This is a genomic window from Pseudoalteromonas sp. Scap03 (assembly GCF_013393115.1).
Classification (GTDB): domain Bacteria; phylum Pseudomonadota; class Gammaproteobacteria; order Enterobacterales; family Alteromonadaceae; genus Pseudoalteromonas.
Genome location: NZ_VDEU01000001.1, coordinates 1,059,909 through 1,074,504 on the forward strand (window position 1 = coordinate 1,059,909; position 14,596 = coordinate 1,074,504).

Here is a 14,596-nt window from a genome sequence, read left to right on the forward strand (position 1 = left end):
AACGTTATAGCTTTGAAATATCAAGTGCTTGCCAATGCGGGAAGTGCTTGCGTACAAGGGCATTAAATTCAACTTCAAAGTCGCTGAATTGTCCTGCATTTTCTTCACTTTTCAGTACCTGTTCTATCATTCCTGCTGCAACCGTTAAATTTGATAAGCGGTCAATAAGAATAAACGAGCCGGTTTCATGATTATGATGGTACTGATCGGCTAAAATAGTCTCGGTTAGCTCCAGTGTCACAATTGCAATTTCGTTTAACTGCAATGAATCTGCACTGCCATGCTCTAGCGTGTTTACATCAATAGTGTGGTCAATTTTTGTGACCGTGGCCGAGGTGTTTTTGCTGCCAAGTTTAAGGTTGTAACTTTTACCGAGCACCAATGGTGACTCGTGCATCCACACAATTTTAGCCTGTAATTGGTTGGTTACTTGAGCTTGCGAATTCGCAGGTACAATAACGTCCCCTCGGCTAATATCTATTTCAGTATTAAGTGTCACTGTAATTGCTTGGCCTGCCTCGGCGGTGTCGAGGTTGCCATCAAAAGTAACAATTTCTTTAATATGTGATTTTTTACCTGAAGGCAGTACCTTCACCTCATCACCTACACGTAATTTACCCGATGTCAGCGTGCCTTGAAAGCCACGGAAGTTTAGATTAGGGCGCACCACGTATTGCACCGGAAGACGCGCTTCAAAACCAGTGTCGATTTCAGCGGCTGGTGAGTCTTCTAACAGCTCAAGCAACGGCTTGTCGGTGTAATAAGGAGTATGTGCAGAGCGGGTTACTACGTTATCGCCTTTAAGTGCCGACATAGGCACAAACTTAATATTTGATACGTTAAGTTGCTTGGCAAATTTTAAATAATCGGCTTTAATTTTTTCATAAACGGTTTCATCAAAATCAACAATATCCATTTTGTTAACCGCAACCACGAACTGCTTAATGCCTAATGAGTCACAAATAAAACTATGACGCTTAGTTTGTACCTGCACGCCATAGCGCGCATCCACTAAAATAATGGCAACATCACTGGTTGAAGCACCGGTAACCATGTTTCGGGTGTACTGCTCATGCCCTGGGGTGTCGGCAATAATAAATTTACGCTTAGCGGTTGAGAAATAACGGTACGCTACGTCAATTGTTATACCTTGCTCACGCTCAGCTTGTAGGCCATCTACTAACAATGCTAAATCAAGCTCTTCACCGGCATTACCGACTTTTTCGTTATCTTTATGAAGTGCGGCTAGCTGATCTTCATAAATTTGGTGACTGTCGTGTAATAGGCGGCCAATTAGGGTTGATTTACCGTCATCCACACTGCCACAAGTCAGCATACGCAACAAGCTTTTATCTTGTTGACGTGCTAGGTAAGCGTCTATACCAATTTCTTTTACTTCATTAAATGTATCGTTATTTAGGTTAGACATTAGAAATACCCCTCACGTTTTTTCTTCTCCATAGAGCCTGCTGAATCATGATCAATCACTCGACCTTCACGTTCAGATGACGATGACAGCAGCATTTCTTCAATAATTTCGGTTAGATTGCTGGCGGTAGATTCCACTGCACCTGTGAGTGGGTAACAGCCTAATGTTCTAAAGCGAACCGACTTCATTTGCGGTACTTCACCTTCATTAAGTGGCATGCGATCGTCATCAACCATAATTAAAGTACCATCGCGCTCTACTACAGGGCGCTCTTTAGCAAGGTAAAGTGGCACCATTTCGATGTTTTCTTGATATATGTATTGCCAAATATCTAGTTCAGTCCAGTTAGACAGTGGGAATACACGAATGCTTTCTCCTGGGTTCACTTGGCTGTTATAGGTATTCCAAAGCTCAGGACGTTGGTTTTTAGGATCCCAGCGATGGTGTTTATCACGAAATGAGTAAACACGCTCTTTAGCCCGTGATTTTTCTTCATCACGACGTGCGCCACCAAATGCGGCATCAAAACCGTATTTATTAAGCGCTTGCTTTAGCCCTTGAGTTTTCATGATATCGGTATGTTTACCCGAACCATGAGTGAACGGGCCTACACCCATTTCGATACCTTCAGGGTTTTTGTGTACGATTAAATCAAAGCCGTACTCTTTAGCTAAACGGTCGCGAAACTCAATCATTTCACGAAACTTCCAGTTGGTGTCTACGTGTAATAACGGAAACGGAATTTTCGCAGGGTAAAATGCTTTACGAGCTAAATGCAAAAGTACCGATGAATCTTTACCGATTGAGTAAAGCATAACTGGGTTCTCAAACTCAGCGGCGACTTCGCGCATGATTTTGATACTTTCAGCTTCAAGTTGCTGAAGGTGAGTTAAAGCCATTGTTGGTCGTCCTACTAAAATGATTAAATTAAAATCTGTTAAACTACGCTACGTCTGTAAGCGGTTGAGCAAAGCTACTGATCTGTGCTTTTTCGCCAAACCAGTTTAATTCTTTATGCAGCGAAGCCACTTCACCAATAATGAGTAATGCCGGTGAAATAATATCATATTGTTCAATTAGCTGTGCTAATTGGTCTAACTGTCCGGTAACTACGCGTTGATTTTTACGTGTGCCGTTTTCAATAATTGCCACTGTTGTTGTTGCTTCTCGCCCATGTTTTAATAGCTCGGCTTGAATATGCGGCGATTTAATCACCCCCATATAAATAGCCAGTGTTTGGTTTTTTTGTGCAAGCGACTGCCAATTAAGCTCTTGGCCTTCCTTTTTACAGTGACCAGTAACAAATTGAATAGCTTGAGCATGATCGCGATGCGTTAAAGGAATACCTGCATAGGCACTACAGCCTGCGGCTGCCGTTATACCTGGCACTATTTGGTAATTTACGTTATTGGCTGCCAGTACTTGTACTTCTTCGCCACCACGACCATAAATAAATGGGTCGCCGCCTTTAATACGACATACTTTTTTACCTTGTTGCGCTAAATCAACTAGCATCTTATTGGTATCTTCTTGAGCTACGCTATGATCGCCTAAGCGCTTACCCACACAAATTAAATCGGCATCGCGGCGTACTAACTCCATGATTTCATCAGAAACTAAGTAATCATATACCACCACGTCGGCTTGTTGCATTAGCTGCAATGCTTTTAGGGTGAGTAGCTCTGGGTCGCCTGGGCCTGCACCGACTACGTATACTTCACCTTCAGGCTCTACTTTGGCATCTAGCATTTGCTCTAGTTGTTGCTCAGCGCTATGGGTATCACCGGTTTGGACTTTACTCACTACTGATGAATCAAACACGCCTTCCCAAAACTGGCGACGATCGGCGAAGTGTTTAAAGCGTTGTTTTACTTTGTGACGAAAACCACCGACTAAGTTGGCGAGAGGGCCAATATGCTGTGGAATAAGTGTTTCGAGCTTTTCACGTAAACGCCTTGCTAATACCGGTGCTGTGCCTGCACTTGAAATCGCAATAGTAATTGGGTTGCGATCAACAATAGAGGGGAAAATAAACGTACATTTAGGTTGATCATCCACCACGTTTACAAACACATTACGGGCATTGGCGAGTTCAAATACCGTATTATTAACTTCATCATTGTCGGTGGCGGCAATAATCAAAATTTTGCCATCAAGATGTGACTCTTCAAAATAGGCATCTATTAAAGTAACTTCATTGTTGTGCGCATGTTCTTTTAATTCATCACAAAACCACGGGGCAACTAAGGTTACTGCAGCACGTGCTTTTAAAAACGCGCGGCATTTTCGCAAGGCAACTTCTCCACCGCCAACAACCAATACTGGTTTGTTGTCGAGTTTGGTAAAGATAGGTAAATATTGCACTGAGTAACGCCCCTAAAAAGATAATAAAGTGTTTAACACAAAGGCAGAATATAGCGGCTATTGATAAGTAAAAAATAATTAAATCTTAGTTGATATACTTAAAAGTTATATAAACTGTGTTTTTTAGGTCTAAATCTTATTTAGTAAGGGTTAGAATGCTGTTTAGTATAAAAAACGCGCTTATAGTGTTTGGTTATGAGCTATAGCAAGATTAAGCTATGATGCTTATATAGTTTAAGATTTTTAAAATTTCATGGGCATAAAATGACAAATAATACTCAAAACGCCATGCTAGTTGTTAGTTTAATGGATTTAACCAGTTTAAACACCGATGATAATCAAGCTAGTATTAATGCATTAGTAAACAGTATTGATCTTAAGTTAGGCATACCCGCTGCAGTTTGTGTGTTTAGTGAATTTGTAGATGATGCAAAAATAGCGCTCGCAAATCGGCTATTGAGTCATGTAAAAGTGGCCACAGTGACTAACTTTCCTACAGGTGATGCGCCACTTAATGAAGTACTTAATGAAACACTAATAGCCATAGAGCGCGGGGCCGATGAAATTGACTTAGTCATTCCTTATAAAGCACTTATAAAAGGCGAAGCCGATACAGTACTGGAATACGTGAGTGAAAGTAAAAAAGCATGTGGTAGTCGCGCTAAACTTAAAGTGATTATTGAAAGCGGTGAGCTAAAAACACCTGCGCTTATTGCTCAAGCAACCGAGCTTGCTATTCAAGGGGGAGCTGATTTTGTAAAAACCAGCACCGGTAAAGTCGCGGTTAACGCCACGCTTGAAGCAACTGAAATTATGCTTAATGCCATCAAAAAGTCATCAAAACCAGTTGGTTTTAAGGCCGCAGGCGGTGTGAAAACGACAGGTGATGCCAATGCTTATTTGCAGCTAACAACTGAGATTATGGGGCATGAATATTTAGCACCAGAGACATTTAGGTTTGGCGCTTCCTCGCTTTTAAATGACGTTTATAAGGTATTGCATGAAGCGCAGCAGTGATGCCGAAAAACAACAGCTAGAGCACGATGCAGCTAAGTTGTTTTTGCGTTGCTATGAGCAGCAAACCGGTATTCATATGCGCCACATTTGGCATAATAAACCAAATAGACCCGATGTAAGTTGTTATCAAGAAAATGAGCAACTCGATATAGAAGTAGCGCATTTATATGCCAGCGAAACCGAAGCAATGGCCGTGTTAGGTCGGCCATTATCAATACATATGCAACGTGATTTAGCTGACATGGCACAACAGCCCAGTGAAAACCGACTGCAATCAGCATTAGGACGATTGCTTAAACAAAAAGCGACTAAGCGTTATTACTCAAAACGTACCTGGTTGCTAATTCGTAACGCTAGCACTATTTGGCATAAGAGCGACTTTGAAGCGGCAATAAAAACAATAGTTTTTCCAAATACCCATCAATTTGAGCAAATATGGTTACTGTGTGATTTTTATCGCGGTGAGTTATTACGAGTAGATTAAAAGCGACTAGGGGATAGCCGCTTTTTTATTTAAATTGAATTGTGTTGCTTAGTTAAATTGAAACATGCTGCCTAAGCTTTCAAGCCCTGATTTTTGAGTTTTAGCTAAACATTTTGTGTCATCTAAAGATTTCTTTGTTGTTTCATCGGCAAGGCCTGTTACTTCTAAGCTCTTTTCTTGTTGATATTCGCGTAGTGCTAATACAGTTTGACGGTCGTATTTTACGTCTTCAGTCTCAAATTCTTCATAATTAGGTTGGTTTTTTAAATAGCCTAAGCAAACCAAGTTCATACGAGACATTGCTAAGTCCATTTTTTCATAATGTGGCATTCTATGATTCGGCACATCAACAGCAGCAGCAGGTGCTGCTTTTTTACTAGCTACCTTTTGCGGTGGTGGTGCTGTATAGCCTGCAGCAAGCGTGTTGTTTTGGTTATAGCGATAATAGGTGTCTGGGATTTTAGTTTCTAAAAACTCAACGGCTTTAATTATTACTTCACGTAGTGCTTTTTCTTTTGGTGTATCTGACCAGCCGCTAAGACTCCCTCCAACCAATGCGCCACCAAAGTTTGTTGCTGCGCTGGTAAAGTTAAAATCTTTACTACCGCCTTCAACACTAGTTGCAGCTAAAATACGTGAAGTGCGCGTATCAATTAACCTTAGGTCAATAGCCATATGCGATCCAGAAAAGCCAGCAGAAACAGAGCTAAACACATCACCAATAAAACCGCCCGAACCAACACTTGCACCTGAACTGTCATCATCAAACTCGGTAACCGCTGCAACGACTACAATCTCAGCGCCTTCAATTTCGCCATATGCAGCCCCAGATTGTGCACTCACTCTGCCTGATACTGCTAAATCTTGCTCCGAAAGCACAGCGTCTAGTGCTTGGCGTTCTAATACAATAAAGCGATTAGTGCCAACAAGTGCGGTGGTAAGTTGATCTGCCATACCTTCACCAATTTCTTTTCGCCACCATCTTGAGTTATTTGACTTATCAGTGAAACGTGCCACGGCGATACGTGCTTTAGGACCATTGTATTTTTGTTTACTTACTTCATTAATGTCAGGTGAATTTTTATTTGAAGTGACATTGGTTGAAGTGCTTTGACATGCGCTTAAGCTCGTTATTAATGCTGTGGCAAGTAGCGTTTTTTGTATGGATGAGAGCATAGTATTTTCCTTAATTTATCTGCTTAATTACATTTGTAGTTATTTTTTAGCAATGGCTAATTAAGGTTAATTTAAATAAATCAGTAGCTTAAAAATAGTACTCAGGCGAAAGCTTTGAGTACAGATGCGAAGCTAATGACTTTTACATGTTTGTGCTTCTCTATATTGTTTAGGTGTCACTGTATATTTGGCTTTAAAGCAACGAGCAAAGTAACTTTGAGAACTAAAGCCGGTGTTATCTGCAACTAAGCCTATAGTTAAGTCGCTATCAGCTAATAATTTTGCTGCATATTCTAGACGGGTATTGCGAATGTAATCACTGGGTGTAACGTCAAAAAGAGCTTTCATTTTTAATTGTAGTGCGCGAGGGCTCAAACACATTGCGCTGGCAAACTCTTCGACGCTAAACAGTTCATTTTGATAATTTTCGCGCAAGATTGTTTTTAAGCGTTCTGTAAATGTGTAATCTTTATTTTGCTCTATTTGCGCATCTAAGGTTACAGCATGTACTTGAGCTGATAACTGTTTAACTAAGTGTTTATTTAACGCATCACGAATACCTAATAAGCCATGAATCCGACTCTTTAATAATGATGCTTCAAAGGGTTTACACAGGTAGTCATCGGCCAGTAAATCAAGCCCTTTTATACGGCTATTACTGTCTGCTTTGGCAGAGAGTAATAAAACAGGAATATGGTTTATCGAAATGTCTGAGCGAATAGCGCTTAGAAGTTGATATCCATCCATCGTTGGCATCATCACGTCACTGAGCACCACATCGGGCATTTGAGTTTGGCACAGCAAAAGCCCTTCTTCTCCATTATTAGCGCTCAGACAGGTATAGTCATCACTAAACAGTGAAACCAGTAACTCACGCATTTCCACGTTATCTTCAACAATGAGTAGTTTTTTGTTGTTTTTTAGCGGCATAGTTTGAGAGGACGATAATTGTTTATCCGTTAATAAGTTACTTGATTCACACAATGGCAAAGTGACTGTGAAGCAACTTCCCTTGTTGATTTTACTAACTAATGAAATTTGCCCACCGTATTGCTCTACAAGCTGCTTAACCAGCGCGAGACCTATACCACTGCCTGTTTGGTTGTGTGCTGCAACACGAGTAAAACGTTCAAAAATAAGCGCTTGCTGGTGTTCTTCGATACCAATACCAGTATCAGATACCGTTATAACAACATTATTGTTTGTGTTAGAAAGCGTTAGATTAACGCTTTCATTTGATGGGGTGTATTTAAGTGCATTGGTCAATAAGTTATCAATAATAGATAAAGCATGTTTAGTTTCTAAATTTATATAATTAGGCTGTTGCGTATTGTCTTTAAAGGAAAAACTAATATTTTTTTGAGCAAACAAAATAGCGAAGTCGTCTACTATTTGTTCTATAAAAGGGCTTATAGAATAAGCGGATACATATTCTATAGTCGCACTTGGGCGCTGACTGAGCTGTAATAGCTCATTAATTAAATTAAGTAGGCGGAGCCCGTTACGCTTGATTATAGAAACTTGATGTTGCGCTTGAGCACCGAGTTGTTGCTGTTGTAAGTTTTCTACTGGCGCTAAAATTAAGCTTAATGGCGTTTTAAGTTCATGGCTAATATTATCTAAAAATTGGGTCTTTAGTTGATTAAGCTTTCTTTCTTGTTGAATGAGTTGCTCTGCGGTTTTAGCTCGATAGCGTGACGCTAAAATTAACCATGTAATAATCAAAACTATTATAAGGTAAGCCGCATACGCCAATTTCGTTTGCCACCAAGGAGGCGTTACTGTCAGCTTTAGCACAGTGTGAACTTTGCTCCATTGCCCGTATTGATCGCTTACTTTTAATTGTAATTGATAATTACCTGCACTTAGCTGCGAATAGTTAACTTGTCGTTGGCTTGCATCGGTATAGATAAATTGCTTATCTAAACCACTTAGCTTGTAAGCATACTGGTATTGATTAGCTGATGAGGCATTATTAACGGCGGAATATTTAAAGCCAATGACCCCTTGGCTAGTTGGAAAAGAGAGTTTTTTAGTATGATTTATTAGTTTTGCTGGCTTTTTTTGATCTGTTAGATAGTTTTTTGTTGAACTTGCTTGGTTATAAATTAATAGCTCAGTTAATACTGGGGTTGGGGCTGAAGTACTCAATAGCAGTTTACTAGGGTAAAACTGATTAAAGCCATTGATTCCGCCAAAAAATAGCTCGCCATCAGCTGCTTGAAAAGCGGCACCTAAAATAAACGAATTATGCTGCACGCCGTCACGAGGTAAAAAATGCTGCATAGCTTGATTCGTGGGATTATAGCGAGTGAGCCCTTGGTTACTGCTTACCCATAAGTGGCCTTTACTATCATCTTTAATAGCAAAAATATTATCGTTCAGTAATCCATCATGTTCGGTAATGTAAGAGATTTTTTGTGTTTTTTTATCAAGGCGGTTTAAACCACCAAAGGTACCCACCCATAGGGTATCGTTATTTTGCAAGTGCAAAGAGGTGACCATATTATGGCTTAAACCAGTCTGCGATGTCTGATCCGAGGGGTAATGAGTAAATGATTCATCCGCCATACTTAGATAGTCTAAACCTGCACGCGTCCCGACCCATAATCCGTTCGCATTGTGATCAAAAAGCAGAGTAAATACGGTATTGTTAGCAAGGCTATTTACTGAGTCGTCGTGCTTGTAATGTTGAACCTCTAAGGTGTCGGGATTAAAGCGTGTTAAACCTTGGTTGCTACCTAGCCATAAATTTCCTTTAGGATCGCTCGTTATCGCATAAACACGATCGCTGCTAAGTTGATGACTTTGCGTTGTATAGGCAATAAAATTATCTTCAGCTGGATTGTATTGCAGTAACCCACCGCCATAGGTACCAATCCAAAGTCGCTGTTGGTTATCTTCATGCAGGCTAAATACATTATTATTAGTAAGGCCGCTTTGCAATTTTGAGTTAACTTTATAGCGCTTAAAGCCAGTGTCGGTTTGTTTGTTTAAGCCATCACGCGTACCAACCCATAACTGACCTTGTGAATCTTTAAGTAGAGCGCGAACAAAATTATGACTAATGGTAGTCTCATCATCGCTCAAATGCTGTTGATGCGAAAATTGATTTTGCTTTTTATCATAACGTTGCAAGCCATAGCCATCAGTACCAATCCAAATGACACCGAACTGATCTTGATAAAGTGACAATAGGTAATCATTAGCAAGCCCATTTTGTTGCTGTTTATTGTGCGGTATGTGCTCAAAGTTATTTTTAGATGTACTTTGCTCTGTTTTATAAAATAAACCTTTTCCATAACTTGTCAGCCACATGGTATCGGTGTCGTCAATTAATATATCGGTGATCCATACATCTGTAAATTGAGCAAACTCCGCAAAAACCTCTGTTGTTGGAATAAATAAGCTAAGGCCTTGTTTGCTTGCTAGTAAAAGCTGCCCTTGTGTATTTAAGTGTAACCGCCATAAATTCTTATGGCTCTTTGCTATGTGTTTAAACGTTTTTAGCTCTGGGTTAAATTTAATTAATCCCTCGTTGGTCGCTAACCAGATATTCTGTTGAGCATCTATTACGATATCTTGTATTACGGTATTAGCTTGCTCGGGGCTATTATAGCTAAATGACTCAACTTCATTATTGACTATATTTAATCGTGTTAACTTTCCATGTTCATGGCCTAACCAAATATTATTTAGGTTATCTGACGCCAGTGACCATATACGGTTATCAGTAATCGCCAACTCAGTTTGCGTAGTAAAAACCTTAAATTGACCGGTTTGAGTATCAAGTAAGTTTAAACCATTACTGGCTGTAGAAAACCAGATAGCATGAGGGCCGCCAGCAAGGCAATCGGTGACCCAGTTTCCTGAAATACTAGCCTCAGTAGGGTGAGACTTGAAGCGTTTAAACTCATAACCATCAAAGCGATTAAGACCGCCTTGTGTGGCAAACCAATGAAACCCTTGCTCATCAGTGATGCTGCATGTAATCGAGTTTTGCGATAATCCTTGCTCACTCGAATATGTATCTAAGTGAATAGGGCGGGCAATAAGCATGCTATGAAACAAGCAAAAAATACTTAAAATGAGGGTTTTGAATAGGGTTTGAAGTAAAGGCACTGGCTTCCTTGTGCGAACAGTATTCCTAAAATTGAAACAATCATAAACTGCTTTTTTAATAATGTTAAGTTTGATTTTTACAGCCGTCAGTGAGATTTTAAGTTATGGGTATCTTTTTACTCTTGTGTTAATGAATTGCGTAAGTATAATAGGCATCCACTTTGCAGGGGCGTAGTTCCAATTGGTAGAACAGCGGTCTCCAAAACCGACGGTTGGGAGTTCGAATCTCTCCGCCCCTGCCAATTTTTTACAAAGTGAGTAAAGTCTAGAACTAAAAATCGGTTTAAGTAAGCTTGTTTTTAAGTTTAGATTTTAATGGATTAACCCTGTCGACGTGCAGGGTTGTTGTGTCTGTAGTTAAGGTAATAATATTATGAGCACGAATATAGAAACACCATCGAGTGGGATGGAGTCAGTAAAGTGGTTAGTAGCAATTGCGCTACTTGCAGGCGCAGTCGTTGGTAACCATATGTTTGCAGATCAGTCTGTATTACTACGTGCTATTGGCGTTGTGGTTGCGATAGCTGCGGGTTTAGCTATTGCTTCGCAAACTTTCAAGGGACGTACATTCCTTGCTTTTGCAAAAGAAGCGCGTATCGAAGTACGCAAGGTAGTTTGGCCGACGCGTCAAGAAACAACGCACACGACATTAATTGTAATGGTTGCAACAGTGATTATGGCATTAATCCTTTGGGGATTAGATGGCATTTTATTCCGCGCTGTAGGCTTTTTAACTGGATTGGAGATCTGATCCCATGTCGGATGAGAATAACGAAAAGAAACTACGTTGGTACGTAGTACAGGCTTTCTCAGGTTATGAGAAGCGTGTTGCTCAAACATTATTAGAGCATATTAAAATCAAAGGTCTAGAAGATAGCTTTGGTGAAGTATTAGTTCCTACTGAAGAAGTCGTAGAGATGCGTGCTGGTCAAAAGCGTAAATCTGAGCGTAAATTCTTCCCAGGTTACGTACTAGTACAAATGGATATGAATGATGCAAGCTGGCACTTAGTAAATAGCACTGAACGTGTTATGGGCTTTATTGGTGGCACATCAGACCGTCCAGCACCTATTAGCACCAAAGAAGCTGATCGTATTCTTAACCGTCTACAAGAGAACGCAGAAGCGCCTAAACCAGCAACATTATTTGAGCCGGGTGAAGTGGTTCGTGTTACTGATGGTCCATTTGCAGACTTTAGTGGTGTGGTTGAAGAAGTTGACTACGAAAAGAGCCGCGTTAAAGTGTCGGTACTTATTTTTGGTCGCTCTACGCCAGTTGAACTTGAATTTGGTCAAGTTGAACAAGATAAGTAATTGATTTAAAGCGTCGCGTTAAAAACTTTTAAATTTTTGGCACGAAGCTTGAAAAAGGCCGCTGATTAACTTATAATCAGCGGCCTTTTTGTATTCAGGGAAAACGTTTGTTTAACTGTTTACTAAAAAGTGAGAAACCAATTTTTAAACTGGGAAGCCGCTAGAGTACGCGTCCTCGCGCGCACAAGGCTAAGACCCACCTAATGAGGTATTTATAATGGCTAAGAAAGTTGAAGCTCTAATCAAGCTACAAGTTGCTGCTGGTATGGCTAACCCTAGTCCTCCAGTAGGTCCAGCACTAGGTCAACACGGTGTAAACATCATGGAATTCTGTAAAGCGTTCAACGCACGTACAGAATCTATCGAAAAAGGCGCTCCAGTTCCTGTAGTGATCTCTGTTTACGGCGACCGTTCATTTACGTTCGACATGAAAACGCCACCGGCTGCTTACTTACTTAAGAAAGCTGCAGGTATCAAATCTGGTTCAGGCCGTCCTAACACTGAGAAAGTAGGCACAGTAACTCGTGCTCAACTTGAAGAAATCGTTGAGACAAAGAAACCAGACCTTACAGCTTCTGATTTAGAAGCTGCGGTTCGCACTATCGCAGGTTCTGCGCGTGCGATGGGCTTGAACGTAGAGGACTAAGATAATGGCTAAATTAACTAAACGTATGCGTACTATCCGCGAAAAAGTGGAAGTAACTAAAGATTACGAAATTAACGAAGCAGTTGCTCTTTTAAAAGAACTAGCGACAGCTAAATTCGTAGAAAGTGTTGACGTTGCTGTTAACCTTGGTATCGATGCTCGTAAATCTGATCAAAACGTTCGTGGTGCAACTGTACTACCTAACGGTACTGGTCGTGACGTTCGTGTTGCTGTATTCACTCAAGGCGCTAATGCAGAAGCTGCAAAAGAAGCCGGTGCTGAATTAGTAGGCATGGAAGATCTTGCTGACCTAGTTAAGAAAGGCGAGATGAATTTTGACGTTGTTGTTGCATCACCAGACGCTATGCGTGTTGTTGGTCAACTAGGTCAAATCTTAGGCCCACGTGGTCTAATGCCAAACCCTAAAACTGGTACTGTAACACCTAACGTTGCAGAAGCAGTTAAAAATGCGAAAGCAGGTCAAGTGCGTTACCGCAATGACAAAAATGGTATCATCCATACTACTATTGGTAAGGTTGATTTCACTGCTGAGCAGTTACAACAAAACCTTGAGGCTCTAATTGTTGCGCTTAAGAAGGCTAAACCTTCTCAAGCTAAAGGTGTTTACTTGAAGAAAGTAACTATCTCTACAACAATGGGCGCAGGTGTTTCTGTTGACCAAGGCACTTTAAGCACAGTTGTTGCTTAATTGAGTGTTTACATGGCGTGAAATTTGTACTATAATTTTGCGCCATTTTGCTGATTAATTTAGTTAATCGCAAAGTAAAGAATTCGGGTTGAAGTCCATAATTTCGAAGCGCCTTCGGGCAACGCGATAAATTGGGCTTCCGTCCAAGACCGTAGGCGGCTTCGGCCTTAATATTACCTACGTAGACGGTGTGAATCCCCAGATAGATTTTTCCTAATCTTCTGGCTCTCGCCGTAAAAAGCATCTCCACCTTTATTGGTGGGGAAGAGTAAAACAGGGAAGCCGATGTACGGTAACCCATTAAACCAGGAGTAACACCCATGGCTTTAAATCTTCAAGGCAAAAAGGCAATTGTTGCTGAAGTCAACGAAGCAGCCACTGGTGCTCTATCTGCAGTAGTTGCAGATTCTCGTGGTGTAACAGTTGGTGCAATCACTGCCCTTCGTAAAGAAGCTCGCGAAGCGGGTGTTTGGATGAAAGTTGTCCGTAACACTCTAGCTAAACGTGCTCTTGAAGGAACAGACTTTGAATGCCTATCTGATTCATTTGTTGGTCCAAGCTTAATCGCTTTCTCATCAGAGCACCCAGGTGCTGCTGCGCGTATCTTTTCAGACTTCGCGAAAAAGAATGAGAAATTTGAGCTTAAAACGGCCGCTTTTGAAGGTAATGTAGTAGATGCAGCTATGCTTGCAACTCTACCTACATACGACGAAGCTGTTGCACGCTTAATGAGCGCTATGAAAGAAGCGTCTGCTGGTAAATTGTGTAAAACAATTGAAGCAGTACGTGTACAGAAAGAAGAGCAAGCTGCTTAATTTTAAGCTGTTTAATCCCTTTCGGTGTAAATTTATTTGGACCTTAGAGTCCGTTAATTATTAGGAAATTTGTAATGTCTGTAACTAAAGACCAAATCCTTGACGCAATTGCTGAAATGTCAGTAATGGACGTTGTTGCTCTAGTTGAAGCAATGGAAGAAAAATTCGGCGTAACTGCTGCAGCTGCTATGGTAGCAGGTCCTGCTGCTGAAGCTGCTGAAGAGAAAACAGAATTTGACGTAATCCTTACTGGCGCTGGCGCTAATAAAGTTGCGGCAATCAAAGCTGTACGTGGCGCAACTGGTCTTGGCTTAAAAGAAGCTAAAGCTCTAGTTGAAGCTGCTCCAACTCCAGTTAAAGAAGGTATCTCTAAGGAAGAAGCTGAAGCTCTTGCTAAAGACCTTACAGAAGCTGGTGCTGAAGTTGAGGTTAAGTAATCTAGCTTTTGCTAGGTTCGCTGCCTGAGAAATCAGGCAAGGGCTGGTGATTATTTAATCACCGGCCTTTTTGCGCTATAGAGC

General features: G+C 40.8%; 13 protein-coding genes and 1 tRNA gene. 9 read left to right on the plus strand and 5 right to left on the minus strand.

The genetic code is table 11. The features are described 5' to 3' along the window. Positions 1-4 precede the first annotated feature (4 nt). Genes cysN through cysG form a run of 3 tightly spaced genes read right to left on the minus strand, consistent with a single transcriptional unit; the run spans position 5 to position 3,793 of the window. Positions 5-1,429, minus strand: a complete 1,425-nt coding sequence (gene cysN / locus FHG08_RS04835) for a sulfate adenylyltransferase subunit CysN (RefSeq protein ID WP_178954646.1) — start codon at positions 1,427-1,429, stop codon at positions 5-7. Next, positions 1,429-2,328 carry a sulfate adenylyltransferase subunit CysD gene (gene cysD / locus FHG08_RS04840; protein WP_008108450.1) on the minus strand — a complete coding sequence of 300 codons (900 nt, stop codon included), beginning with the start codon at positions 2,326-2,328 and terminating at the stop codon, positions 1,429-1,431. The genes cysN and cysD overlap by 1 nt, the downstream gene beginning before the upstream one ends. Positions 2,329-2,371: 43 nt before the next feature. After that, positions 2,372-3,793 (minus strand): siroheme synthase CysG, encoded by a 1,422-nt coding sequence (gene cysG, locus FHG08_RS04845; RefSeq protein ID WP_178954648.1) that lies wholly within the window; start codon positions 3,791-3,793, stop codon positions 2,372-2,374. 264 nt (positions 3,794-4,057) lie between these two features. On the opposite strand from cysG, the gene deoC reads away from it, so the two are divergent. Continuing rightward, positions 4,058-4,810 (plus strand): deoxyribose-phosphate aldolase, encoded by a 753-nt coding sequence (gene deoC / locus FHG08_RS04850; protein WP_178954650.1) that lies wholly within the window; start codon positions 4,058-4,060, stop codon positions 4,808-4,810. Then, entirely contained in the window at positions 4,794-5,294 is a 501-nt protein-coding gene (locus tag FHG08_RS04855; RefSeq protein WP_138606661.1) for a hypothetical protein, read from the plus strand. The genes deoC and FHG08_RS04855 overlap by 17 nt, the downstream gene beginning before the upstream one ends. Before the next feature lie 48 nt (positions 5,295-5,342). Here FHG08_RS04855 and FHG08_RS04860 read toward each other — a convergent pair whose 3' ends face one another. Together FHG08_RS04860 and FHG08_RS04865 are read right to left on the minus strand one after the other, a co-directional pair. Further along, positions 5,343-6,470: a CsgG/HfaB family protein gene (locus tag FHG08_RS04860; protein ID WP_178954652.1), complete on the minus strand. Its 1,128-nt coding sequence runs from the start codon at positions 6,468-6,470 to the stop codon at positions 5,343-5,345. A gap of 132 nt (positions 6,471-6,602) precedes the next feature. After that, complete coding sequence (locus FHG08_RS04865) at positions 6,603-10,592, minus strand: two-component regulator propeller domain-containing protein (protein WP_178954654.1); 3,990 nt, start codon at positions 10,590-10,592, stop codon at positions 6,603-6,605. Positions 10,593-10,757: 165 nt separating this feature from the next. Between FHG08_RS04865 and FHG08_RS04870 the strand changes: the two genes are divergently transcribed. The 7 genes from FHG08_RS04870 to rplL all read left to right on the plus strand — a co-directional run bounded on the left by FHG08_RS04870 (position 10,758) and on the right by rplL (position 14,512). Then, positions 10,758-10,834: transfer RNA gene (locus FHG08_RS04870), tRNA-Trp, on the plus strand. Positions 10,835-10,965: 131 nt separating this feature from the next. Then, positions 10,966-11,343 carry a preprotein translocase subunit SecE gene (gene secE, locus FHG08_RS04875; protein ID WP_054202752.1) on the plus strand — a complete coding sequence of 126 codons (378 nt, stop codon included), beginning with the start codon at positions 10,966-10,968 and terminating at the stop codon, positions 11,341-11,343. A gap of 4 nt (positions 11,344-11,347) precedes the next feature. After that, positions 11,348-11,905, plus strand: coding sequence for a transcription termination/antitermination protein NusG (gene nusG / locus FHG08_RS04880; protein ID WP_008108460.1), 558 nt, complete (start codon positions 11,348-11,350; stop codon positions 11,903-11,905). A 217-nt stretch (positions 11,906-12,122) separates the two neighbouring features. Continuing rightward, on the plus strand, positions 12,123-12,551 hold the full coding sequence (gene rplK / locus FHG08_RS04885; RefSeq protein WP_008108462.1) for a 50S ribosomal protein L11: 429 nt from the start codon (positions 12,123-12,125) through the stop codon (positions 12,549-12,551). A 4-nt stretch (positions 12,552-12,555) separates the two neighbouring features. After that, positions 12,556-13,260: a 50S ribosomal protein L1 gene (rplA, locus tag FHG08_RS04890; RefSeq protein ID WP_010392122.1), complete on the plus strand. Its 705-nt coding sequence runs from the start codon at positions 12,556-12,558 to the stop codon at positions 13,258-13,260. Between the two features lie 320 nt (positions 13,261-13,580). Further along, positions 13,581-14,075, plus strand: coding sequence for a 50S ribosomal protein L10 (gene rplJ, locus FHG08_RS04895; RefSeq protein WP_008108464.1), 495 nt, complete (start codon positions 13,581-13,583; stop codon positions 14,073-14,075). Positions 14,076-14,149: 74 nt separating this feature from the next. Beyond that, positions 14,150-14,512, plus strand: a complete 363-nt coding sequence (rplL, locus tag FHG08_RS04900) for a 50S ribosomal protein L7/L12 (protein ID WP_008108465.1) — start codon at positions 14,150-14,152, stop codon at positions 14,510-14,512. Positions 14,513-14,596 lie beyond the last annotated feature (84 nt).